This is a genomic window from Propionispora hippei DSM 15287, assembly GCF_900141835.1.
Classification (GTDB): Bacteria; Bacillota; Negativicutes; order Propionisporales; family Propionisporaceae; genus Propionispora; species Propionispora hippei.
In genome coordinates this window covers 1-25,477 of the sequence record NZ_FQZD01000010.1, presented here as the reverse complement: position 1 = coordinate 25,477, position 25,477 = coordinate 1, and the positions used below count along the sequence as shown (strand labels likewise).

General features: G+C 44.8%; 23 protein-coding genes and 1 pseudogene. 3 read left to right on the top strand and 21 right to left on the bottom strand.

The features are described 5' to 3' along the window. Window positions 1-4: 4 nt before the first annotated feature. From F3H20_RS07090 to F3H20_RS07000, 19 genes and pseudogenes are all read right to left on the bottom strand, one after another. The gene (locus F3H20_RS07090; RefSeq protein WP_149734252.1) at window positions 5-928 is read right to left on the bottom strand and encodes an NAD-dependent epimerase/dehydratase family protein; all 924 of its coding nucleotides are present in this window, start codon (window positions 926-928) and stop codon (window positions 5-7) included. Next, window positions 925-2,013 carry a CDP-glucose 4,6-dehydratase gene (gene rfbG, locus F3H20_RS07085; RefSeq protein WP_149734251.1) on the bottom strand — a complete coding sequence of 363 codons (1,089 nt, stop codon included), beginning with the start codon at window positions 2,011-2,013 and terminating at the stop codon, window positions 925-927. The genes F3H20_RS07090 and rfbG overlap by 4 nt, the downstream gene beginning before the upstream one ends. Before the next feature lie 9 nt (window positions 2,014-2,022). Further along, window positions 2,023-2,799: a glucose-1-phosphate cytidylyltransferase gene (gene rfbF / locus F3H20_RS07080; RefSeq protein WP_149734250.1), complete on the bottom strand. Its 777-nt coding sequence runs from the start codon at window positions 2,797-2,799 to the stop codon at window positions 2,023-2,025. 538 nt (window positions 2,800-3,337) lie between these two features. Next, window positions 3,338-4,384: pseudogene (locus tag F3H20_RS07075) on the bottom strand (glycosyltransferase); the annotation flags it as partial. A gap of 8 nt (window positions 4,385-4,392) precedes the next feature. Next, window positions 4,393-7,191, bottom strand: coding sequence for a glycosyltransferase (locus F3H20_RS07070; RefSeq protein WP_188128227.1), 2,799 nt, complete (start codon window positions 7,189-7,191; stop codon window positions 4,393-4,395). Window positions 7,192-7,289: 98 nt separating this feature from the next. Then, complete coding sequence (locus tag F3H20_RS07065; RefSeq protein ID WP_149734247.1) at window positions 7,290-9,353, bottom strand: glycosyltransferase; 2,064 nt, start codon at window positions 9,351-9,353, stop codon at window positions 7,290-7,292. A gap of 148 nt (window positions 9,354-9,501) precedes the next feature. Then, a complete protein-coding gene (locus F3H20_RS07060) occupies window positions 9,502-10,998 on the bottom strand; it encodes a flagellin N-terminal helical domain-containing protein (RefSeq protein ID WP_149734246.1) in 1,497 nt (498 codons plus the stop codon). A gap of 214 nt (window positions 10,999-11,212) precedes the next feature. Continuing rightward, entirely contained in the window at window positions 11,213-11,548 is a 336-nt protein-coding gene (locus tag F3H20_RS07055; protein ID WP_149734245.1) for a hypothetical protein, read from the bottom strand. Window position 11,549: 1 nt separating this feature from the next. Then, a complete protein-coding gene (gene fliS / locus F3H20_RS07050) occupies window positions 11,550-11,942 on the bottom strand; it encodes a flagellar export chaperone FliS (protein WP_149734244.1) in 393 nt (130 codons plus the stop codon). A gap of 37 nt (window positions 11,943-11,979) precedes the next feature. Beyond that, window positions 11,980-14,178 carry a flagellar filament capping protein FliD gene (gene fliD, locus F3H20_RS07045; RefSeq protein WP_149734243.1) on the bottom strand — a complete coding sequence of 733 codons (2,199 nt, stop codon included), beginning with the start codon at window positions 14,176-14,178 and terminating at the stop codon, window positions 11,980-11,982. Between the two features lie 31 nt (window positions 14,179-14,209). Beyond that, a complete protein-coding gene (locus tag F3H20_RS07040; RefSeq protein ID WP_149734242.1) occupies window positions 14,210-14,626 on the bottom strand; it encodes a flagellar protein FlaG in 417 nt (138 codons plus the stop codon). 44 nt (window positions 14,627-14,670) lie between these two features. Further along, complete coding sequence (gene csrA, locus F3H20_RS07035) at window positions 14,671-14,904, bottom strand: carbon storage regulator CsrA (RefSeq protein WP_149734241.1); 234 nt, start codon at window positions 14,902-14,904, stop codon at window positions 14,671-14,673. Window positions 14,905-14,906: 2 nt separating this feature from the next. Next, entirely contained in the window at window positions 14,907-15,365 is a 459-nt protein-coding gene (gene fliW / locus F3H20_RS07030) for a flagellar assembly protein FliW (protein WP_149734240.1), read from the bottom strand. A gap of 26 nt (window positions 15,366-15,391) precedes the next feature. Next, window positions 15,392-15,952 carry a DUF6470 family protein gene (locus F3H20_RS07025; protein WP_149734239.1) on the bottom strand — a complete coding sequence of 187 codons (561 nt, stop codon included), beginning with the start codon at window positions 15,950-15,952 and terminating at the stop codon, window positions 15,392-15,394. A 30-nt stretch (window positions 15,953-15,982) separates the two neighbouring features. After that, window positions 15,983-17,551, bottom strand: a complete 1,569-nt coding sequence (gene flgL, locus F3H20_RS07020) for a flagellar hook-associated protein FlgL (protein ID WP_149734238.1) — start codon at window positions 17,549-17,551, stop codon at window positions 15,983-15,985. A 15-nt stretch (window positions 17,552-17,566) separates the two neighbouring features. Then, on the bottom strand, window positions 17,567-19,354 hold the full coding sequence (gene flgK, locus F3H20_RS07015; protein ID WP_149734237.1) for a flagellar hook-associated protein FlgK: 1,788 nt from the start codon (window positions 19,352-19,354) through the stop codon (window positions 17,567-17,569). Between the two features lie 13 nt (window positions 19,355-19,367). Continuing rightward, on the bottom strand, window positions 19,368-19,865 hold the full coding sequence (locus F3H20_RS07010) for a flagellar protein FlgN (protein ID WP_149734236.1): 498 nt from the start codon (window positions 19,863-19,865) through the stop codon (window positions 19,368-19,370). Window positions 19,866-19,895: 30 nt separating this feature from the next. Then, on the bottom strand, window positions 19,896-20,174 hold the full coding sequence (gene flgM, locus F3H20_RS07005; protein ID WP_149734235.1) for a flagellar biosynthesis anti-sigma factor FlgM: 279 nt from the start codon (window positions 20,172-20,174) through the stop codon (window positions 19,896-19,898). A 203-nt stretch (window positions 20,175-20,377) separates the two neighbouring features. Further along, entirely contained in the window at window positions 20,378-20,842 is a 465-nt protein-coding gene (locus F3H20_RS07000) for a flagellar protein (protein WP_223191665.1), read from the bottom strand. Window positions 20,843-21,134: 292 nt separating this feature from the next. On the opposite strand from F3H20_RS07000, the gene F3H20_RS06995 reads away from it, so the two are divergent. After that, window positions 21,135-21,728 (top strand): HD-GYP domain-containing protein, encoded by a 594-nt coding sequence (locus F3H20_RS06995; RefSeq protein WP_223191664.1) that lies wholly within the window; start codon window positions 21,135-21,137, stop codon window positions 21,726-21,728. Here F3H20_RS06995 and F3H20_RS06990 read toward each other — a convergent pair. Further along, on the bottom strand, window positions 21,725-22,387 hold the full coding sequence (locus tag F3H20_RS06990; protein ID WP_149734233.1) for a ComF family protein: 663 nt from the start codon (window positions 22,385-22,387) through the stop codon (window positions 21,725-21,727). The two genes, F3H20_RS06995 and F3H20_RS06990, sit on opposite strands and share 4 nt — an antisense overlap. Then, the gene (gene recD2 / locus F3H20_RS06985; protein WP_149734232.1) at window positions 22,381-24,540 is read right to left on the bottom strand and encodes an SF1B family DNA helicase RecD2; all 2,160 of its coding nucleotides are present in this window, start codon (window positions 24,538-24,540) and stop codon (window positions 22,381-22,383) included. The genes F3H20_RS06990 and recD2 overlap by 7 nt, the downstream gene beginning before the upstream one ends. A gap of 308 nt (window positions 24,541-24,848) precedes the next feature. Here recD2 and F3H20_RS06980 point away from each other — a divergent pair, with 308 nt between their 5' ends. Continuing rightward, a complete protein-coding gene (locus F3H20_RS06980; RefSeq protein ID WP_149734231.1) occupies window positions 24,849-25,118 on the top strand; it encodes a TIGR03905 family TSCPD domain-containing protein in 270 nt (89 codons plus the stop codon). 113 nt (window positions 25,119-25,231) lie between these two features. Continuing rightward, a partial coding sequence (locus tag F3H20_RS06975) for a transposase (protein ID WP_149734230.1) occupies window positions 25,232-25,477 on the top strand: 246 nt, incomplete at its 3' end.

The following is a 25,477-nucleotide window of genomic DNA, read 5'->3' as shown; positions in this document are numbered from 1 at the left end:
GCTGCTAAGAGTTATTGCGTATCCAATTAATTGTTTTTTGTATACCCACTTCAAAATCAGTTCTAGGACTCCAGCCAATTTGTTGGGTCAATTTATCGATATTTGCCTGTAAATGCATCACCTGATCTTGGCGGTACGGCAATGCTCCAAATTGTATTTTTAAGTGAGGATCTATTATATTTTTCACAATCTCAGCATACTCTCGTATCGTTTTGACTCGACCGGATCCTAGGTTAAACGTACCAACCGCTTTATCGTGTTCACCACTTAGAACGATCGCTTCTGCTGCATCTTCTACATACAGATAATCCCATAGTTGTTTTCCCGCCGTCATCACAGGACTTTCTCCTTTTAATAGGGAGCGGATTAAATCTGTTAACATCCATCCAGAGTTATCCCCCGGGCCATAAGTACTAAATATCCGAAGCCATGTTACTTCTATACCCAGTTGTTCACCGAATAGCTTAGACAACGAATGTACCGCTAGTTTACTATGTCCATAAGCAGTTGTTGGCTGCGTCATTGTCGTCTCTGAAATGATATTAGCCACCGGACCATATTCCGCTTGAGATCCTGTGCTAACCCAACGGGTACACCCTATTTCTTTTGCAATTTTTAAAGTGGCTAAGGACGAAGAGATATTTTTTATCTGCTCATAAGAATTTCTGTCTGTATTCCCTACCCCAGTCCAGGCAAGATGGTAAAATACTTTCGGCTGAAATTTTTGTAATTGATTAGTCCAAGCCATTGGAGCATTAAGGTCTCCTGTAATGACTTCCATATTCTTATGTCGAGGCAGGCGTTTTGAATTTACCGACTCCTCCCTGACGATAGCAACAACCCGCCACCCATGGTCAATGAGCTTTTTAGCTACATATGATCCGATAAATCCCGTAGCTCCCGTGACTACGGCCATGGACTTTTTCAAGAAAAATCCTCCCTGTTATCATAGCTTTGAATTTGATGCAAGCAAAGATTTCTCATATCCTGTTCTTGTTGATATAGCTTGTACCATTCCACGACTTTACTCAGTGCGGTTTTTGCATCCCATTTCGGTAACCATCCCAACTTTATATTGGCCTTGGAACAGTCTAGCTTCAAATAGTTAGCTTCATGCAATTGCTGACAGGTATTGATCTCATGAAAAGCATGGCTGCCCCATTGTTCACAAAGTGTTTTTACCATCCATTCTACTGATTTGGCGTCACTGTCGCGGGGACCAAAGTTCCAACTTTCGCCAAAAGAAGTTCCCTCTTGATAGAGCTTTTGCGCCAATAGTAAATATCCACTTAGTGGTTCCAAAACATGCTGCCAAGGTCGAATCGCCTGCGGATTGCGGATTACGATTGTTTGGTTTTTTAATAACGAGTTTATGCAATCCGGTATCAGTCTATCTTTGGCCCAGTCGCCTCCACCGATAACATTCCCGGCTCTGGCAGTAGCAATCGCAACACCATGTTTTTCATAGTCCTTCGGAGAAAAGAAGGAACTTCGATAAGAGGCAGTAACCAACTCCGAACAGGCTTTGCTACTTGAGTAAGGATCGTATCCTCCCAGAGGTTCATTTTCCCGATAGCCCCAGACCCATTCCCTATTTTCATAGCATTTATCAGTTGTTACATTTACCACAGCCCGGACGCTAGAGCACGACCGGACAGCTTCCAACAGATTGACAGTTCCCATCACATTAGTAGCGTATGTAACGGAAGGATTTGCATAGGATTCACGAACCAGCGGTTGAGCTGCCATATGAATGACAAGGTCCGGTTTGGTTTTGTGCAAGGCATGTTGCAAATCTGCCTCATTTCGAACATCGCCTTGAATCGATTCGATCAGTTTATCTAGTCGGCAAATATCAAATAAATTTGGTGAAGTAGGAGGCTGTAAAGCATAGCCCGTAACCTTTGCTCCTAATGAATGCAACCAAAGGCACAGCCATGCTCCTTTAAACCCCGTATGTCCTGTAATGAATACTCTTTTTTCTTGCCAAAATGATTTATTTACAGCACTCATGCTAACACCTTATTCCCATATTTTCCATGGAGCCTTATTACTTTGCCACAAACTTTCCAGGTTTTCCTTATCCCGAATGGTGTCCATTGGCTGCCAAAAACCATGGTGTTTGTAAGCCATGAGTTGATTTTCCTTCGCTAATCTTTCTAAGGGCTCCCGCTCAAAAATGGTTTCATCTCCTTCAAGATAGTCGAACACCGATGGTTGCAGCACAAAAAAACCGCCATTTATCCAGCCGCCATCGCCTTGTGGCTTTTCTTGAAAACCCCGTACTTCATTGTTTTCGTCTAAATCTAGTAATCCAAAACGTCCGGCCGGCTGGACAGAAGTGACCGTCGCTTGTTTGCCATGTGATTTATGATAGTCAATTAAACAGTTAATATCAACATCACTTACTCCATCACCATAGGTAAGCATAAAGGTTTCTTTTCCTATATATTCCTGTATCCGTTTTACCCGTCCACCGGTCATCGTATGCATCCCTGTATCGACCAATGTCACTTTCCACGGTTCAGCATGGTGGTTGTGTATTACTTGTTGATTTAATGTCCTAAAGTCAAACGTTATATCTGCTTCATGCAAAAAGTAATGTGCAAAATATTCTTTAATGCAATATCCTTTATATCCTAAACAAATGATAAAATCATGATATCCATAATGAGAGTATGTTTTCATGATATGCCAGAGAATTGGTCTGCCGCCTATCTCTATCATAGGCTTAGGTTTTAAGTGTGATTCTTCACTGATCCGGGTCCCAAAGCCTCCTGCTAATATCACGACTTTCATCGCTCTCCTCCTTTCAGCTTATAATTTGTTCTGCCATTTCTATATATTCAAGATACTTTTCAAATTCCAGTTCTTCAAATTCTTTATCTTTTTTCAGGTTTTCTATCTCTTTTAATAAATTTACATTTCCTTTATACCAATCATTAATTAGTTTTAAATATTCTTCTCTAGTATCTATAAATATGTTACTTTTGTACGAATCACTTAAATATTCGAAACTATCATTTGCAGACAAAAGACGAACATATGATCTTTTTTGTTCTTGAGATTGGTGTTGTCTAAAAAAACTTAAAGCGGTAGTCAAATAAACAACGTTTCCCTCTATCATTGCCTCTAACCATTGAGCTATATCAACCAACGCTCTGTATTGCCTTCCTAAATAAATTCCAAAACTTCCCTTTATAGTTTCCTTTTTCATTAGTACTGTGGTGGGTTCTCCAATTACATTTAATGTACTAAATAATATAAATCTTCCTAGCTCTTTTCCATCAATTATACTATCATTATCTACTATTTTTTGCGTTGCAGCTCTATCTGGCAAAAAATTACCTTTTTCATCAATAAGTTGTCTATACGATGTAACTAATGCGATATTATCATATTCTATAAAAAAATTCATCATCACCCTGATTTTCTCCAAATGAAATACATCATCATCCATAAGATAATTAATATATTCTCCAGAGCTTTTAGTTACTAAATTAAGTACACTTTGGATTCCAATATTACCACCGTTATTAAAATACCTAATGTTATCATACTTCTCCAAGTAAGAACTAATAACTTTTTTTGTTTCTTCATTAGTACTATTATCAGCTATGACAATTTCAATATTCCTATATGTTTGATTAATCGCACTTTCTAGTGCAATCTTAAAATACTCTGGCCTATTATAAGTAGGAATCAAAATACTCACCAAAGGAAAAATATCTTTTGAATAATGCACAAGAAAAATATTTGTTGCAATATCAAATTCTACTTTGTTTTCATTTTCCGTTAACTCAAATAAACTCCATGGTTCCTTTTGATTCACTACAGCAACTTTATAGCCTTTTTTAACAAATTCTATACACTGTGCCGAATCAAAAAAATATTTATCTATAAAAAGATCTTCACGCCATTGAATGTCTTGCTGAGTGACAAGAATGGAACCATCTAACACTTTAACTTCAATATATTTTTCTTCTTCTATATTGCCAAAAGAAACCAATGAAACCTTCTGTCCATTATCTAAATATTGTTTTCCTACTTTATTCCTTGAATCCTGCCACACTCCGCTGGTTGGTATAACCTTTGATCCCAACACACCTAAAATAGCTACTTCTGAATTCTCAAAAATATTAAGTATATCAACAATAAAATTTTTATTAAGTAAAAATAGACTATCATACAAATACACTTTATATTTTGCATTGCTTTGTTTCATAGCTATATTATAAGCTTTAGCAAAATTTTTGTCTGACACAATAACTTTTTCAATGGTTATTCCATCCGGAACAACAAGATTATCTACATACATTGCACTTTCCTGATAATAGTTTTCGTTATGGACATTCCAGATAAAACAAATTTTATTTTCGTCCATTATTAACCTCACACTTCACATTCTTGGAAAACTGCATACAAATTTTCCGGTTTATTTTGAACTTCGGTAAAATATTTTTTCGCCGTTTGCTTATCACCTAATTTATAAGAAATAATCCCTAAATTCAATAAAACATCCTGATTCATTGAATTTATTTTATATGCCTCAGTAAATAGGGTTACGGCATCTTCGATATAATTCTGTTTAAATAGAAATGCCCCTATATTATTTAAAACTTGGTCAGGATATATTATATATTGATTAGCCAGTTCTATAAGTTCTGAAATCGCTAGTATCCCGTTTCTTAAACGTTCAAAAATTCCCCCAAGAGCTTCTCGCATTTTTATTTCATTATCAATTCTACGAAGCAAAAATTTATTGGATACTGTAAACTCGTTTGGCAACCTAACATTCGAGATTAAATTATCACCAGCTAATTCGTAAATACTTTTTAGCTTTTCTCGCATTAAATTTATATCATTATCATAACAATCTGTAGCATCAAGAACGATCTGACTATATTCAAAAAGTAAATTCTTCAATTCAATTAGATATTGTTTTATTTCTTCTCCATTTTCTTTTTCATCATCTTTATTATTCCATGGTTTCCAATTATCCTCATAGAATTGTCTAAACACTTTATAATACAAACCAGCTATTAAATAGAACTTATTAGCTTGACGATTTTCTTTACTTATATTCCAATTATACTCTGAAAAATAAACTGTCTCACTAAAGTTTTTCACTATATATTCCAAAACAGTAAGAATGGAGTCAATTCTTTTCTTTAAATTAAAGGTAAAGTTATTTTGGTGCTGGCGATAAGCAATCAGTGGTTCACCAAGATACTTGATCTGCATTCCTTTTTGCATACATAACAGAGAGGTTAACGTGTCTCCTGCTGTACCATTACTTAAATAAGAGATATTATTTCTCTTGAAAAAATCTGTTTTAAATAACCCCTTCATTGTAAGAATGCCCGAACCACCGCGTTGGAACGTTTCCCGTACCACTTGCTCCGCATCATATTGGGCAAAATGCCAACAATTAATTTGGGTACTTTTCTCATCCACAATCTGCAAATCACAATAAGCATAATCCAGAAGCTCATTCTCCTCAACCACTCGAACCAGCTTTGTCACTGCTTCTTTATCGGCAAAAAAATCATCTGAATCGAACAACATAAAGTATTTCCCCTGGGCTTGTGCAATGATTTCCCGTCTCCCTAAGTCCGGGCTGCCACTGTTTTCAGAATGCTGTAAGACTCTAATTTGTTTATACTTCTTAGCATATTTCATTAGTTTCTTAAAAGAGCTATCGGTTGACTGATCATCGACAATAATAATTTCTAGATTTTTATAGGTTTGGCTCAACATGGACTGCATGCATTCATCCAGATATTTTATTGCATTAAAGTTAGTAATACCTATTGTCACCATTGGATCCCTATCAGCTCGGCTTATGCCCGGGAACGGCTTCAGTAATTTATAGATTTGCTCCATCTGCTTCGGCAACGAATACCGCTCCAAAACGAATTTTCTATATTTCTCCGGTTCATAACGATTGTCTAAAATGATATCCCTGAATTCTGCACTATTTCTAAAAATATACTCTTCCGGCCAAATACCACGGCTTTCTTTCCATGCATGAACAACCGGCTTCAATCCGGCCAACATTCCTTCACCAACAGAATAGTGAAAAGATTCTTCCAGGGAAGAAGATACAATAAAGCTCATATCCTTTAACCAGTCATTGATGTCTGGAATTCTTCCCACGAAAACCACTTTATTCTGCAGCTTCAATTCCTGAATCATATGTTCTATAGCTATTTGATAACGTAAATCCTGATGAGTACCTCGAATATATAATGTATAACCAGGATCTACTTGTAGCAAATCATAGAAAAATTGCAATAACAAGTCTATCCCTTTTCGATAGTTGATATTACCAATACAGGCGATATTTTTATTTTTCGTTTTGTTTGCCGCGATGCTAAAATTGTTACTATCTACACCATTTCTAAGAATGCAAGTTTTATCTCTAGCAATAATTTCACCAAATTGACTGAAAAATAAGTCACGTTTATGTTCTGCGACAAATATCAGCTTATCCACCACATTCCACTTGATATTAGCCGGCATATCAGTAAAAACTTCATAACCGTGAAGCCGGACGAGTACTTTTTTATGAGTAATCCCCCGGTATTCAGTGGCCGCAATAGTGGAGTCATTAGCCCACTCCAGCCACACTATATCGGCCCAGTCTATGGCCTCATATATCTCTCGTTGATTGGATACAATTACCTTTTTTACCATGTGTATCTTGGATAGTTCTCGGCATATGTCATGAATAAAACTGTCTAATCCTTTAATACATATAACCGCTATTTTATATTTAGCGGTTTTCTTCGTTACCGTATTAATAAAACCCTGTTCTGCCAATTTCCCCAGACTCTGCTCTGCTCTCTCACGCTGCTCCTGGCTATACAACGAACCAGCCAGCCGCTGATAGATCGCTCCGGCTTGGCTGTACTCTTTTTTCTGCTCATATAGATACGCCTGATTATACAGCAAATCAAAGTTCGCTTGGTCAATCGCCAAACCAGCCGCAACAGCTTGCATAGCTTTATCCGGCATACCTTGCCAGATAAATAGCACAGCCTGCATCGAAAAAGCTTCCGGATCATCTGATGCTATGGTCAGATATTGACTCAAGAGTTGTTCTGCCTTGGCATATTCCTGGTTATTCAGCAAAGTTCCAATATTTTTTTTTGTTTCTCTTCTCAATTCTTGCATTTCATCTATCATTATCATCACGCTCGCAATATGTTTTGCTCACTTCATTTTGCACCGTATTACATCTCGTTTCTAATATATTGAAGAACCACACTCTCTCTGGAGAGGAATTAATTCAGCAAAATCCTTGACTCTAACAAAACCGCTTCCAAGTCATTGGATACTAACGTTTTATATTGATCCAAGATATCTTTAGCCTCACTCATTTTACCGGATTCAATAAGTTGGCTTATAGTGGCCTTTACTTGCTTTTTGTATCCTTCAAACTCCTGTTGTTTTTCACTGGACTCACTTTTTACTTCTTTGGCCAGCAATTCAACACCACGTTTCATTCCAGGGAAAGCCTGCAAAGCCAATCGTAAGAATCTTACATATTCTTTTTGCTGCTTCGAATAACGCTGGGCGCTACACATATATAATAAAAATATTTCTTCGTCATTTTTTACTTCAAACGTCATAATCTCCGCCAATACAGCAGGCTGATAGACGAGATTCAAATATCCGATACCATCCCGGACATACCGGTCAAAGGTTTGGCGGTAAGCGTCGTCATCCAGCCCGCCTAAGAGTAAGGCACAACGGGCTAAAGATTTGCCTAGTTTATATTCCCGAATGGACGAAGCACTTTCGTACTTCGCTAAATAAAGGTAGAGCACTTTCGCTAGTCCGGTGTAATGCTTATTCACATATTCCAGGACGCAAGTGAGCCATTCCTCCTTATAATCCCTGATAATGGTTTCCAATGGATGATGCCATTTCAGGAGATAATACAAAACCCCGCTGCAATAGACCGGCAGGCTATCCAGTTTGACCGCTGCGACCGCCTGCTGCGTCCGTTCGCTGATATAACCTTCATTGTCTTCGATGATCAAATCACACAATAGACCATATTCCCGGTCAATGCTTCTAAACGCCTGCGCGACACCTAGCTTGACTTGTTCATCGCCGATTTCCCGTAGTTGCTGCATCATTTGGAACAAGAAGTCACCTTCACTCTGCGCCTTTTCCCCTACCCAGCGGTCATACCAAGCACGGAGCGCTCCATACTGGCGCAGCACTAGGTGCAGGTAAATAATATTGGGCAGATTATTTATCACATATTCCTTATAAGTCAGCTTGTCTACACAAGCCATAGCCTTCTGATACTCTTTTTGCTCTTTGTGCAGCCGCAGTAAATTGCTGTAGGCAATCTGCTCATAGCCCAGAGTATACTCGATAATCGAAACATCCTTCTCGTCTTGCACTTCCCGCTGTGCTAATAAAGCTAGATATTTCTCATAATAAATAACCGCATCGCTATAATTTTTTAATAAAGCCTGCGCCTCGGCATAATAGTAATACACATCCAAATACCCGTCCTTAATTGCCAAGGCTTCCCGGCAAATGTCTGCTACTTTCTCATACTGTCCTTCGTGCTGATAGACCAGCATAAGCTGTAGCAAGACAAACATATAATTGGGTGTCCGCTTCTCGGGCAGCAGGGAATAGGCTTTCTCCACACACTCAACGGCTTCTTTATAATCATTATGCATCGCATACGTGACCGATAGCTGGTTCCAATAATAAATATTATCAGGGTCTTTTTCCAGTTCCTGTTTTAAGATAGCTCCGGTTCGCTGGAACTTCCGTTCCATTAATTCCGTATCTGTCGATAGATACCCATAATGCAGCAAATACACCTCCGGCATGGCCAGAGCCCCGCCTTTAAATATAGGCTGATTATGGACCGAACCTTCATAGTGAAAATAACCGTCATGTTTAAACAGCCTAAAGCCAACCAGGGAGGTATAGGCCCGTGGATCATCCAAATCAGTAATATTCTTCGTCGTGAAAGCCACCGTGCCATATTGCTTTCGTTGCGGCGACTGTAAGAAACCAATGAGCGGCTGGGGGTTGCAGAGCACCTCATCGCCATCGATGATCAATATCCATTCGCCTCGCGCATAGTCGATCGTTACATTGCGCATATCGGAAAAGTTATTCTGCCAAGAATGAAAATATACCTTATCAGTGAAACGTTTAGCAATTTCCACTGTAGCATCTTCCGAACCAGTATCGACAATAATAAGTTCCGACGGGAAAGCATCACGCATCGATTGGAGGCTTGCCAAGCAGCGTTCCAGATACTTTTCTTCATTTTTTACCATCATACAGATACTAAGCCTAGGTTTCATAAAAAAGCCTCCCGAGACATGTATTGATTATTTACAAACTATATACAAAACTACTTTATAATTCTCTATATAACCTGCAATCCCTTTAGTTCTAGATTTAAAAAAGAGACTCTGGAAAATTCCAGAGTCTCTCTTAAGTTGTACCATCTTAGCCTTGCAGCAATTGAAGAACCGATTGCGGCTGTTGGTTTGCTTTGGCAAGCATCGCCGTAGCAGCTTGTTGCAGAATGTTGTTCTTCTGGTAAGTCATCATTTCGGAAGACATATCTACATCGCGGATGCGAGCTTCCGATGCAGTAATGTTTTCGTTCGAAGTATTCAGGTTGTCAATCGTATTGGTCAAGCGGTTTTGATAAGCGCCAAGCTGCGAACGCTGAGCCGATACAGAGTTGATTGCCTTGTCAATGGCAGTAATCGCCTTATTGGCATTGGCCTGGGTGCTGACATTGATACCGGCCTGTACCTGAGCATTGACTGCTACATCCTTGTTGTTAAGAACAGCAGCTGTTGAAACCGTCGATTTAGCAACAAAGCTAGCCGTAGCAGCTGAACTTCTGCTGCCTACCAGTTTGCTGTCAAAAGCCAGAGTCACAGTCTTATCCAAATTGGTATCACCAATCACCACGCTGGTATCGCCCTTGTGTACGGTAACGTTAGAACCGATATTCGCACCACCCTGTTGAAGTTGGAAGGTTGTCTGGGCAGCTTTCACGCTGAAAGCAAATGTATCACCAGCCGCAACAGTAGCCGCGCCAAACTTAATACCGATACCGTTAACAGACACACCACTGGTAGCCGTGAAGGTTCCGTTTACTGTTGTCCAGCTAACACCATTATCGGTAGAGTAAGAAATACTGTTAACTGCAGTGGCTGTTGTACTAACACTGGCAACTTTGACCAAGTAGTTCGCATCCGTTGTACCGGTGTATCCGTCAACACCTACAAGGGTTATACTTGCTGCCGACCCTGCATTCTTATAAGTTTGTGTTTTACCAATGCTAATAGTAGCTGCTGTGTTACTGATTAATTTAACATCATATTTTTTCTTGTCATCCAAACTCCTAGATACATTGGAAATGTTAACAGTAGCAGTGGCGCCGGAATTATTCTTAACCGAAGCTGCCGTAACAACATTGCCTGCAACACCTAAAGTTTGAGCATCCATAGCGCTGACCGAAACTGCTATGTTCTGATTGGCATTAGCACCGATATGGAACGTATCGCTTAAGCCACCGGCCAACAGGTTCTGGGTATTGAACTCAGTCGTATTGGAAATACGGCTGATTTCTTTAGCCAACTGGTCCACTTCGCCTTGGATCTTTTGACGGTCATCGGCAGTATTAGTATCGGAAGACGATTGTACTGCCAATTCTCTCATTCTTTGCAGAATGCTATGAGTTTGGTCCAAGCCGCCTTCTGCCGTTTGCAGTAAGGAAATGCCGTCCTGCGCATTGGAAGAAGCCTGTTTCAAGCCGCTGATCTGGCCTCTCATTTTTTCTGAGATAGCAAGACCTGCAGCGTCATCGGAAGCGCCGTTAATGCGGTAACCGGTGGACAGTTTCTGCAAGGATTTGCTGGTTGCCTGGGTATTCTTGCCCAATGCATTCAACGTATTGATAGCTGAAAGATTGTGATTGATAATCATGTTGATATTCCTCCCTGATTTTTTATACTTTGGGCATCCATGCCCAAAATTTTACTTAAGCAGCTTTTAGCCACCCCGGCCGGTTGTGTTAAAAGCTGCATTGGTAACCCTACTATAGTTATCGTAATACTTGTCCAGTATATTAATAGACAAAATGAAAAAACTTGTAGTTTCTTTGAAAAATCTGACGGATAGTGTTGCGCGATGCAAGGTACTATGTATTTCGATTCAGAAACGTACCGGTAAAGCTTGACACCCCTTCATAGGCCTGAGAAATGTTTTCCCTGTTGCGCAAGCCGTTAAAAACCATCTGAAAGGCCATCATCATAGCTTGGTTGGCTTGTTGTATTTTCTGCAACAAACTTTTTCCTTCAGAAGAAGCATAAAAGGGATGATTCTCTTGTACCTTTTGCAGCTCAATTTGTAACATTTCACGCTGATCCAGCAGGGATAAAAACATATCCAGGTCATTTTTTTGCAGAAACTTCTTCATTTCTTCGGTCAAGAACAGGTAATCCTGCCACTTGGCCTGCAATTCTTCGTCGTTCATTTCACTTGCCTACTGCTTTCGCCTGACGCACTTGTTTGATGACCTCCACCCAGGTATCGCGAAATTCAGTCAACAGCTTTTTAGCCTCTTCCAACTGTTCAACATCTTTCTGGATATTTCCTTGAACCAACCGATACAGGATATACTCTTCCAGCCGTAGCCAGTCATGGGAAATTTCATACTGCGTATCGGTGGATGTCATCAATTCCCGCACAATATCCTGAGCCCGCATATTCTTCCTATGCGCCTTTTCTATATCCTTTTGCCCAATCGCCTGAATGCTCTCAGTAACAAACCGGATGGCGCCGTTATATAGCATTAAGGTCAGTTCTTCCGGCGATGCCGTCATAATTTGCTGCTGCTTGTACACATTAGCCATATTGGCTGCATTCATGCTAAATCCCCCTTACTTCTATTCCTCAAAAATCTGTTTAGCTGTTGCCTAACAGAGATGATAGATAACTAGTCTGCTGGCTCAATTTACTCAGCGCTTGTTCCATCGCGTTAAACTGAGAATAATACTGATTTTCCTGAGCAACCAGTTTTTTATTCAGCGCTGTCATATTCGTAGTTAATTCTTTATTTTGTTTCCCCAAGACACTGGTGATATCATTCGTTAAGGAGGTTGATGTACTAGCTCCCGCCTGCTTAACAATTTCTGAGCTGGCATCTTTTAAAATACTGCTCAGTCGGACAGCTATCCCATTCTCATTGGTGTTTGAGCCAGTGGTGCCAAAAATTTTATAGACCACATCAGGGTCTTTTTCCAAAGCGGAGCGTAACGTATCCTCAGCCACATATAGTTTCCCTTTTTCCGTCCAGTCCACGCCTGTGGCAATGCCAATACTGGCGGCACTTTTGTATTGGCCGGTTAAGCCGGAAACGGAAGATGAAAATGCACTTCGCATAGCTTCCGCCATAGGCTTTAAAATGGAATCATTATGCAGCAGACCTGTCTTAGCTTTTGTCGTCCAGGCCGAAATATCATCATCACTCATAGCTTTTTTCTGATCATCACTTAACGGTTGATAGTCCGAATCGTAGGTTTCACTGACTTTGGTATTAACTGCACTTAGCAAGGTATTGTAATCATCAATGAAGGTCTTTACACTGCTGATAATCTTATCAATATCATTAGCAATATTGACCGTAGAAGTACCGGTTCCCAATAAATTGTAAGTGACATTAGCGACTGTAAATTTATTAGTGGACTGAGTTATAGCTACACCATCGAGAACAGCCTGAGCATCCTGTCCGTTTTGATTGACCAGTTTCAATGCATTGGTCATAAAGCTAAGAGCACCCGAATCACTGCCGGATAAATCCAGTTGCTTATCCCCGCTGTATGATTTAAGAGTAAACTTGCCATGCTCAAAGCTGGCAATAGCCAGCTGTTTCCCGTCAGCACCGGTGAGTGAGTTGATTTGACTAAGAAAGCTAGACATGGACGTTGTTGTCGCATCAATCGTCAATGATTTTGTTGTGGTACCGTCAGACAAATTCAATGTAAACGTACTCGGCCATCCTAAGGTACTGCTCAAACTGGCATTTTGATTAAAGCCCACCGTATCACTACTATTAACACCAGTTTCTGTGATTGGCGTTGAATCATCTGCAATACTGCCCAGCTTTAACTGGTTTTTCAAAAAATTAATTGCGGCAGTATCACTGCCAGCCAAACTAACCGGTTCCGTAGTCAAGGCTTTTATCGAAAAAATCCCGTTCGCATCCATGCCGGCGCTTACCGCTTGATTGCCATTACTATCCTTGATATTGTTGATCTGCGTCACAATATCATTCAGTGATGTCTTAGCGGTATCTACCAGGATACTGGCCTGTGCGGTTCCCACTCCCACCTTTAAGGTAAAGCTGCCTGCCAGTCCGTTAAACTGCCCGGCTAACGCCGCTGTATCGGAAAATCCCACCGTTCCGGCGCTGCCGATTCCGGCATTGGTAACATTGGAGACTGCGCTCAGTTTCAGATTATTGGTAATAAAGTTCAATCCCTGTTGACTGCTGCCACTAAAGTCAATGGCTGCACTGGAGCCCGTAGTATTGGTATATAGGAAAAACCGGTCCTGGGTAGCATCATACGTGGCCGTAACTCCCGCGCCGGCCTTATTAATGGAGCTAACCAGATCATTAATGCTTTGCGAAGAATTGACCGTAATTGACTTACCATTAATGTTAACGGCAAAGGTTCCGCTAACACCAAATTGCGAAGCCAACGTGCTTTTGCTATTTCCCGTAGTGATTTTAGCCGTACTGCTCTGGGTTACACCGCTGGCCAGTTGTGTAACTTTAATACTGTGGTTTACATTGGCAGCATCCCCGGTAGCCGTAACCGACACTACCGAACTATTGCTGGCAGCAACCGTTTTGGGCGCCAAAGTGCTTTTCATCTGAAAATTGAATACCTTCTGATTCCGGAAGGTATCAACGCTGGTCGCCAGCGTATTATAAGCTTCCTTTTTCCACCCCAGAATCGTCTGCTGCTGTTCCAGTTTTGTATAGGGCTGCCGGGCAGCAGTCATCAGCTTTTGCACCATAGAGTCAACATCAATGCCTGAACCGCTAAGACCGTAGGTACGCATTACGTTGCTGCTCGTTCCACTTACACCGCTTGACATAACTTACACCTCCTCGTGTAAAAAAACTGCATTAGGCCTTCTTATCCAGTAAAGCCCCCACCAAATCACGAATCTTCGCCAAAGTATCCAATAGTTCTTTGGGCGGCGCTTCTCTCAGGACTTTGTTCGTTTTGGTGTCCACCACCTGCACCATTAACTGATCGGTTTTTCGATGCAACACAAAACGCAAATCCGTATTGATGGACTGCATAAAATCATTAAGTCCGTCCGTGATTTCTTCCACATTCTTTTTACTTAGCTGATCCTTATTCTCATCCTTATTTGTTGCCTGATCGTTACTTGTCGTCTCAGAACCATTTACAGCAGTAACTACCACATCCGGAGTCTTTACCACAGCCGTTACATCCTGTTGCAACGGCTGCGCATTCACCGCAGGCCACATAGCCGTTGCAACAGCTGCCGCTGATGAATATCCTTTAATATCCACAATCGACCTCTCCCCCCGTTTAAGCCTTACTCTCTGCGCAAGAGCTAGCCCTTTACCTTCAGCTCCTTTAACACATCTATGATTTCAGCCTTGGCCGGTGCGGCCGCCTGCTGATTTTCCATAACGATGGAATCATAGATTTCACCCCGGTATATTTTCACATCCCTGGGAGCATCGATGCCAATCCGGATATTATCTCCCTTGATGTCCACAATGGTAATCACAATGCTATCACCGATGACAATCCGTTCCCCCGCTTTGCGTGTAAGCGCCAACATGTTTATTCACGCTCCTTGCCGGGTTGCTTGGCAAACCCGTCCGGAAAGAGCCGGTGCCGGGTGGTATACTTCGTCTTTTCCAATACCACCTGGATAGCCGTCCTGGTCTGACAGTTGATCACTACCGGTGCCAATAGATTGGCCGTCATTTCTTCCGGATTGTCGGGAACGCTGACAATATTCATGATTTGCGGCGGATTTTTTTCGCTAAAGCCCAGCTCCTGAACCAGTTCATCGGGCAGCTCAAACTCATAATCCTGAAAAAAAGGAAAGGGCTCTACAATAATAAAAGTTAAATTGGGTTCTGCCATCGACTGCAAAAATGTAAAAGGATTGTTTTCTTGATGAGGAAGATAAGCAAACTCCCTTTCTTCCAGAAAGCCAGGCAAACCATAAGGGAAGTGAAGAACTTGTTCCTCGGAGATTTCCATATCACCTAACCGGGTAGAACGAACCAGCATATGATTACACCTCGCGTAAAATTCTGTTATATTTCCATGTTAATGCTGCTATCGCTGACCTGTATACGTACCTGTGGATATTGCAGCATCGTCAAATTTACACTGCCCCGTTCCAGCTCACTGTCAGCGATGCCGTTAACGAACTGGATGGAAAGCTGCCCTGGTTCCACTTTGACCTGTGCCTCGTGCGGCGTATAGTGAATGTTTGGAGAGGCCACCGGTGCCAGTGTAAGATCGGACATTTTAGAAGGAAGAGCAGCCTTGGCTAATTGCGCTAAGGGGTTACCCTTATGTTCAATTTCCGACAACATAACTCCTTCCCGGGCAATTTTGCCGATAAAATCCTGCAGCGCTTGCATACCTTTTCTGGCATTTTCCCGGTCAAAGTCCATAAAGTTCCTGTTGCCCCGGGAATAGTTGCTGGGATATTGGTCAATTGACAAGTCTCCCGCAGGCTGGCTAAGTTCCAATTTAACCGGTTCAGAAGAAATCTGAACCTTCACTTCGGTAGTTTTCAGCCGCAAAAAAGGGTCTTGAATATCCAGCCGGGCTTTAACATTCTGTTGGGAAATCCTGAGTTGAAGCATCTATAATCAACTCCCTGCTCATTGTGCCGGCTATCTTAGAAAATCCACCAGCGACGGCGGCATGATCCGCCCGCCTACCGCCAAGGCGGCTCGATACAAGGTTTGGCTGGTATTAAAATCGGTAATGGCTTTGGCTATATCAATACTACCGTTACTGGCAATATCTGTCTGAATAACCGAACTTTGATTTGCCATCATACTGGCAGCCATTTCATACATCGACATCCGGGTGCCTAGCTGGGTCTGCGCCTTAAGCTGCATGTTGTGGTCGTCCAGCACGTAGTTTGTCGCCACGCCGGATAGCCATTTCACATCCGACTTGGTATCCTGCGGCACCTGGAAGGAGTAGGTATTCCCAACAGCGTTATCCGCATCGGCAGCAATATTCAGTTGAATTCCGTTCGTTAATCCAACGACCGCCGGATTTCCTGCCGTCAGCGATGGCACAGCCGTCCAGGTTGTTCCCTGATCTGTCGTAAACTCGGCACCCGTAACCTGACCGGTGGTGTCTACCCCTGTGACACGGATACTATAATTTGTCGCTTCTGTCTTGGTATATGTACCCGTTACCGTAGCGGTTCCGCCGGCGCTATTGCTCTGCTTCACCGTAGGTGCTGCCTGGGGCACCCGGAAAGAATATACATCGCCGGTGCTGCCCACAGTATGAGCCGTATTACCGCTGCCGGCAGCAATACTAAAGGTAACCCCCTGTCCCAGATCAATAACCGTCGGACCCGTGGCACTGCCGACAGTAAGGTTAGCCGCCGGCACACTTGTCCAGGTATTGCCGCCATCCATCGAAACAGAAGCTCCATCTACTACTCCACCTGGCGCACTGTCAATACGAACATTATAACTTTGGTATCCGACCCCTGTATAGGTACCGCCAACTGTCCCAATCCCACCGTTTGAATTAGTCTGGCTTATGGTAGAGGTTTTAGTAAGTTCATTTTTGATATCAAGCAAATGATTCAATACGGATAACGTGGATCGGCCAAAAGTATTTTCCGCCGGGCCGAAAACATCTACTCCCGTCAGATTTACACTGTCTTGAGTAGGATCGGCTGCACCATTCTTAATCGGCATGGATAATTTGGTATCATCTCCGTTGTAAACAACCACTTCTTTACTTAATCCTGACTGGGGATCTTGGATAGTGGTCCGCACAAAGGGTTGCGTCGTGTCGTTTTCTCCGCCAAAAACATAGCGGTCGCCCAGTTGCGTATTGCCTAGCTGCACCACCTGGTTGATCAGTTCGTCAACCTGATGACCAATGGTATTTAGCGCATCCTGCGGCTTGGTATCATCGGCGCTGACTACCAATTCTTTGAGTTTAATCATCACCGAACTCAAGTCAGTCATAGCGCCGTCCGTTGTATTCATCCAGGATTGGGCATCCTGGAGATTTTGCGTATATTGTGTGTTAATACCCAAATTAGTCTGATACCGAAGATCCCGTGAAGCTTTTACCGGATCATCGGACGGACGGTGAATAGCTCTGCCGTCGGTCAATTGCTCCTGTAGCTTATTTTGCTGCTCCAGAGATGTATTAAGGCTGTTCAGGAAATTATAACTCATCATATTGGTAGCTATCCGCAAAGTACTTCACACTCCTTATCTGCCGACTGTGCCGGTACCATTGATTAATTTATCAAGCATTTCGTCCATCGCGGTCAGTACCCTAGCCGCCGAACTGTAGCCTTTTTGGAACCGGATCATATTCGTCAGTTCCTCATCGGTACTTACTCCCGAAACCGAAGCCCGCCAATTAGTCGTCTGGTTCACCAGTGTCTGCTGATTGGTGGTCAGCCGCTTTGCGTTTTGACTTTGAACTCCCAGTGAGGTAACCACTGTGGAATAGTAACCATCCAGCGTTTTATTTCCCAACAGCGCACTGGTGTCGTTTTTTAACCGTTTACTTAAATTCACCGCATTATCACCGCTGGCCACATTACCCTTTGACAACGTAAAATTGTACTGGTCGCCGGTTTGGTTGGAAGCCGATGCCGCCACGTTCAAATTCACGGTAATACCATTAATCGTCATGGTATAAGGACCGGCGCCCGCTATATCGGTCGACGTACCCCAGGTTTTTCCGCCATCGGTCGAAGTAGAATAGGAAACTTTCGTCACAACTCCGGCAGCAACGGTAAGATTTACCTTTACCGACGTAGCCGTGTCGCCATTTGTATAGTTACCGGTTGCTGAAGCAATACTCGCTGCCCCGCCGCCGGTATTGCTTTGCGTCACCGCAATTGCGTTGGCCGAGGTTTTGGCAGCAATCTTTGCCAAACCGTCTGTCGTAAACAAAGCTTGATTCACCGCCAGTTTGTCAATCCAGTCGGCTTTAGTATAAGACGCCGTAGCTGTTGCGTCACTATAATCAGCTGACGCATCGCCAAAGAAATTATTCCCGGTACTGTTATTCGTACCATAGCCAGTCTTATGCACGGCATTAAAATCAGTTAGCAAAAACTGGCTCATGGTGCTTAGATTGTTAAGATAGCTTTTTATACCGGTCGAAGCATTATCCCGCATATCAATCATGCTGCTCAATTCGCCATTGGTAAAGTTAAGCACCTGTCCGGTTTGCGCATCGGCAACATTCACAAGGCTATAACCATAATCAGCATCCTTTGAGGATACCGTCTTCAATGCAGTGTAGTCGGTAGCGCTAACCAGGGTCGTACTGGCACTCTGGATAATATACCGGCCCGAACTGTCCTCAGTGACCCGGACATCCACCATCCCCGACAGGTCGTCTACCAAAGCGTCCCGGCGGTCACGCAAATCGTTGGCATTATCGGTGCCTCCCGCCTCGACGGCAAAAATCTGCTTGTTAAGACTGCTGATTTCCGACGTCAGTTGATTGATGCTCTTTACTTTTGTCGTAATTGTATCGTTAATATCGCTTACCATATCAGTCAACTGGCTGGCTGCCGTTTGAATGGTATTAGCCAAAGTCACGCCCTGTTCCCGCACGGCCATCCGCGTTCCATCGTCGGAAGCGCTGGTCGCCAGCGTCTGCCAGGAATCCCAGAAATCATTCATTACCGACTGTACGCCGGTGTCTGATGTATCGTTCAGAATGGTTTCCACTTTGCTTAACGAGTCCTGTTTCGACTTGCCGGCATTCAGGGTGGAAATGCCTTCCCACATTTGCTTGTCAATTAAAAAATCACGGATCCGGGTAATGGATTGCACATTAACCCCGCTGCCCTTTTGCATGGTGCCGTTATTGGAATAAAGGGTATCCGGAGTTGTCGTGACCAGATTCACCGTCTGCCGTGAATAGCCGGTTGTATTGGCATTGGAAACGTTGTGACCTACCGTATCCAAGCCGGCCTGCTGAGCCGCCAGACCGCGTATAACTGTATTCAAGCCGCCAAAAGTAGAATTCATGAAATAACCACCTCTATGCCTTCTGATCAACCAGCATCCGGGATTGCACGCTTTTCCCGGCCTGGCCCTGCGCCGCATAGACGGGACCGGTGCTGTGTTGTGTCAAAATATTTATGTTATAATCCACATAGGCCATAGCCCGCTGAATCAGCTTGGTATTGAGCTCATTCGTTGCTTTAATTTCCTGCAGCGCGGCACCCAGCTCATCGCCCAGGCGGGATAACTGTTCCGCTATATCGCTACCGGCTAAATCCTTGATTTCGGTTAGCGTCAGCTTATCCGTCTGCAGTCCGCTTTTAGCAAGAATATCCTGGGTAATGCCCGTTCTCGTCTTTTCCAGCTTGCCTGCCTGCAGAATGAGCTGCTCCTCTTCCTTGGTGATTGTCTCCAGTTCATTAACCTTACCGGCTACCAAGGCATCCTTTTTCCGTTTGCCCAGTGCCAGAATGTTGGTATACACTTGCAGCATATCGGTCAGAAGCACCGTTAATTTATTGCATAACTCTTCCACCGTTATTCTCTCCCTAACAATATTTATTGGCTAAAAGCCCAGCATCTTTTCGGCAACCGCCCGGGCATCCATTTTATAGGTGCCGGATTGAACCCGTTCGGACAGATCATTCACCTTATCCTGCCTTACGCCGGACATGCTTTGCAGGCTTGACAGATACTGACCAAACTCCTGGGCATTAGCGGAAAGGATAACTTCATCCTGTGATTTGGCCGCCTCCGGTTTTTCCTGCTTAACTCCCTTATTCAGCTTGTTTTGTTCTCCGTAAACTTTTACGATACTTTGTACTTGTTTTCCTGAAATAATCACGCTAACGCACCTCGCACTTTCCAATGCCTTGATCATTTAAACTACTTTGACTAACACAAGGCACCAGATTTTCCTCTATATAAGTATCGAAAAAAAAAGCAAGGATATTAATCCCTGCCCAAAATCGTTTATCTCTCATTTTCATCGGTTTTATAAGATTATATCTTATTTTCTCCATGTATCGCCTAATTACGGTTTTCTTTTTATTTTTTATCAAGATTGCTGTACATCCGACCGGCTTTTTTAAATTCCAGCGATTTCTGCGCTTCCTTTTCCGCTGACTGCTTCATCTGGTTGATGATATTTTTACTACAGGCCGCGCATACCCGGCCTTCCACAATCGGAGCACCACAAGACTCACAGGCATAGCTAATTTCAAAATCGCCCATAAACCGGCCCTTACGCATCATGTGCAGGATAGTTCTTTCCTTTACGCCTGTGGACTCATGAATTTCTTCGATCGAGGCGGCATTGCCCGATTCCCGCAAAAAATCAACAATCTTTATTTCGTCCCGCTCTTCCTGCTCCACACAAGCCGGACACATTCCGGCAGGACTATCCACAAATATTTTTCCGCATTCCGGACAATTTTTCAAGCCCATAATACCGACCCCTTCCCCGTTCTGGCAACCGCCAGTGTGTGCTTTCAAACTAATTGAATAATCCATGTCGAGTGATTTTGCACCAGACAAGTTAAATTTCCACAGGAATAGTGGTCCCTATTTCAAAAAATTTAACGAAGTATGACCCAAAAAGCGCCGTCAGGGAGCGTTTCGGATAGTTTGAAAACACGCTCTAATCTGTATTCTTATTATAATGGTTTTTCCCTGCTTGTACCAGTCTGTTTTGACAGTGTCTGCACAATTCGTCAGTTTTTTTTTCAAACAAGCAGGATTATATCACTTTTTGGCTAAATTACATTATATTTGACTTTATGAGGAAAGGCAGTTTGTCGTGTATATGCTTACCTTAATGCACCCTCCTGAAATCTACGCGAATACAGAGACTTTGGGCGCCATGATGACCAATCTCATGCATCTGATCGAACTGAAAAGCACCAACTTATATTTGCATAGCCACCAGGTGGCCAACTATGCGGTAAGCGTTGCCGCAAAAATGCGCCTGCCCCGGGAAGAAATTGAGCGGATCCGTTGCGCGGCTATGCTGCACGACCTGGGACAGATCACTGTGCCCAGTGCCATTCTGGCTAAAATGCCCTATCTCTCGACGCGGGAACTGAGCGTTTACAAAAACCACTGTAACGCGGGCAGCAACATGCTGGAAAACATCGCCTGCTGCCAGGAGCTCATCCCCTATATCCGTTATCACCATGAGCGCTGGGACGGCAAAGGCTACCCTAAACGGCTGAAAGGGGTTAACATTCCCCTGGGCGCCCGGATTATTGCCGTAGCCGACCATTACGACCGGTTCATCAATCCCTGTACGCAAAATTGGGCTAAGACCAAGGAAGAGGCTGTCCGGGAACTGTTGAGTCTGTCCGGCATGGCCCTTGATCCGGAAGTGGTCAGAGCCTTTATCGACGCCTTGGGCTAGCCACCGGCCAAGGCCAGACCGCTCACCCGAACTGCGCCGGCTTGTTTTAACGCTTGGGCGCAGGCGTCCATCGTAGCGCCGCTGGTGAAAATATCGTCGACCAATAAAATATGCCGGTCTTTGACCTCCTGAGGGCGCGTTACGGAAAACGCGCCTTTTACATTGCGCCGCCGCTCCCCCAGACTCAGCTCCCACTGGGGCTGTGTATCGCGCCGCCGCACCAGCAAATCAGGCTGCCAGACTCCGGGAAAGGCCTCCCGGCACCAGGGTTCGAAAATCCGCTCCGTCTGGTTATAGCCCCGTTCTTTAAGCCGGCCGGCGGCAAGCGGCACCGGAATTACCCATTCATAAGCCGGCAGTGTTTTTCCGGCCAAAGCCCTGTCCAGCAGCCAGACCAGTGCCGCCACCTGTCGCTCGTCCCGGCGGAATTTCATATCGTGCAACAGCCGCTTAAGGCCATAGGCATATTCGTATAATATCAGACAGTCATCGAGCGCCCGCAGCCGCCGTACCTGCATGGCCGCCTCCAGCGGCGGCCGGCTGATGACATGGAGACAGCGGGTACACCAGGCTCCCTGTTCGGCTACAGAGCTACGACAGGCCGGACACTTCGGCGGATAGACAAGATCCAGCCAGGCAAGCCACAGCTTTTTCAGCACAAGGTCTCACCCCGCAGGCGCTCGGCCAGCAGCGAGTAACGTTTCTTAGTCCGGTCATTGGCCAGTGCGGTATGAAGCGCCGCCTTGGTCCCCAGCAGCACCACCCGCTCCTTGGCCCGGGTCACCGCCGTATACAAGAGGTTGCGCTGCAGCATGATATGATGCCCCGGCACCAACGGCATTACCACTACCGGATATTCACTGCCCTGACTTTTATGCACACTCATCGCATAGGACAGCTTAAGCTCGTCCACCTCGCCGTGCTCATACACCACCTCATGCTCCGGGTAGCGCACCCGTACCCGGCCCTCCTCCACTGCCGCCACATAGCCGATATCGCCGTTAAACACACCCTTGATATAGTTATTGCGGGTTTGCATCACCTTGTCACCTTCCCGGATGGATTGATGCAAGCCGTTAATTTCTTCTTTTCCCTCCTGCCGGGGGTTCAGGGCCTGCTGCAACAGCTTGTTTAAATTTTCCACGCCGCAGTCCAGGCGGTGCATAGGTGCCAGAACCTGCACCTCCTGCAGCGCATCGTAGCCTTCTTCCGGCAGTTGCCGGCAGCACAGATCGACTATTTTCTGCGCCGTTAACTCACTTGATGCCATTTCAATAAACTGAAACTCCAGACTGCTCGTCACATCCGGCGGCTGTCCCTTATTAATCCGGTGAGCGTTTAACACAATCATGCTTTCGCCAGCCTGCCGGAACACTTCAGTCAGCCGGACCACCGGCACACTGCCGGAACGCAGAATATCTTTCAACACCGAGCCGGGGCCTACCGCCGGCAGTTGGTCAACATCACCGACCAGAATAACCCGGCAGCCGTCAGGCACTGCTCTTAGGAAATACCCCATCAGCGCAATGTCCATCATTGATACCTCGTCAATAATGACCACATCGGCATCCAAAGGATTGTCCTCATCGCGGGCAAACAACGCTGCTCCCTCGGCGCCGCCGGTCGCCTCCAACAATCGGTGCACGGTGGAAGCCTCCCGTCCGGTCGTTTCCGCCAGCCGCTTGGCCGCCCTGCCGGTTGGCGCCCCCAGCAGGATTTTAAACCCGGCCTGCTCCAAAACAGCCAAAATCCCCTTGACAACCGTGGTTTTCCCCGTCCCCGGACCGCCGGTCAGCGTCAGCACGCCGTGCTCCAGCGCCGCCTCGATAGCCTGCCGCTGGGCAGGGGCCAGTTGAATGGCGGCAGCCGCCTCCCAGTCGGTAACAATTTGACTGAAATCGCTGTGAGGAGCCTGTTTGGCCTTGTCCTTTAGTTCCAGCAAACGCGCGGCAACCCGCTTTTCAGCATAGTACAAATACTGAGGATAGATGAGCACCATGCCGTGAAAATCCTCGGTACACAGACGGCCTCCTTTAATCAGCGAGGACAGGTGGACGGCAATTTCGGCACTGTCCGCCAGCAGCAGCTTGGCCGTTTCCTGCACCAGCAGTTCCTCAGGTACACAGCAGTGACCGGCCTGGGCCGTCTGCAGCAGGGCAAAATCAATTCCCGCCGTCAACCGGTCGGTGTGATTTTTCTCCACCCCCAGCGACCGGGCGATCTGATCGGCGGTGCGGAAGCCGATGCCGTCCACTTCGGCCGCCAAACGGTATGGATTGTCCTGCAGCACTTCCACCGAGAAGGAACCGTACTGGGCATAAATCTTTGCCGCATAAGCACCGGTGACGCCATGGCTTTCCAGAAACAGCATCAGTTCCCGCATCTCGGACTGTTCGCCAAACGAAGCACGGATCATCTCGGCCTTCTTGCTGCCAATGCCCTCGACTTCCACCAGCCGGTGCGGCGCAAACTCAATGACTTCCAGCACCTTCAAGCCAAAACTCTTGACCAGCCGGGCCGCCATAGCCGGACCAATCCCTTTGATGGCACCGGAAGCCAGGAAACGCTCCAGTCCCTTAACATCGGTCGGCGCAACTCGCTTGCAGGAACCTACCTTGAACTGCCGGCCAAACCGGGCGTGTTCTACCCACTCGCCGCTCAGCTCCAATTGTTCACCCACCAACGGCGACGAAATAGCTCCCACCACGGCGACGGTCGTACGGCCCTCCAGCGGCTTAAGCTTCAGTACGCTAAAGCTGCCGTCCTCGCTCTGAAATGTTATGGTTTCAACGATACCTTCGAGTTTTTCCACACCCATACTCCTATTGCATCTAACGCATGTCTTCAAACAATCAAAATCACCGGTTATTAACCATTCTGTTAATTTGAAGACACACCTCAGTTAATCATTATGGTCTACTATTCGCAGGTTCTTGGAAAAAATCCTGCCCGTAACGGAACATATGTACTAACCAGCTATTTGACCCTCTTGCGGGAATACCGGCGAAGGGTTAGAATAAACCTATATGTTTCTCCTGCTGTGCCGCCAGAAAACGAATCACTGTGTCCGGCCGGCAAGCGCCAGAAAACTTCATTTTCCAATAGAAAGGATTTTTCATTATGTTTACTTATCAGACCGCCGGCGTTTGCTCCACGGCCATTTCCTTCGACATTAAGGACAACCGGCTCAGTCAGGTATCCTTCACCCGCGGCTGTCCCGGCAATCTCCAGGCCATAGCCAAACTGGTCGAAGGCATGGAACTGGAGGAGGTCATTACCCGCCTGAGAGGCATCCGCTGTGGCAACAAAACAACATCCTGCGCCGATCAGTTGGTCAGTGCCCTGGAAGAGCACATAAAGACTGCGGGCCAAAGTAAAGAGACTGCCTAATATGGCAGTCTCTTTACTTCAGCTTGTTGAAAAAGTATATAGTATGAAAATGGTTTTTGAGGGTCCATGTAGAATTAATTCTGCATGGACCTAATTTTGTTAGGAGGTAGAGTATGCTTAAAGAACGAGCACCTCAGCAGATGAAATTCGAATTAGTTTGTATTGATCAATTAGTTCCTGAAGATCACCTGCTTAGAAAGATAGATAAATACATAGATTTTTCGTTTATATACGAGAAGACCACCCCCTACTATTGTCAAGATAATGGACGACCACCCGTAGATCCGATTGTCCTTTTCAAAATGATCTTTATTGGCTATCTTTATGGCATCCGTTCCGAGCGACAGCTCGAAAAAGAA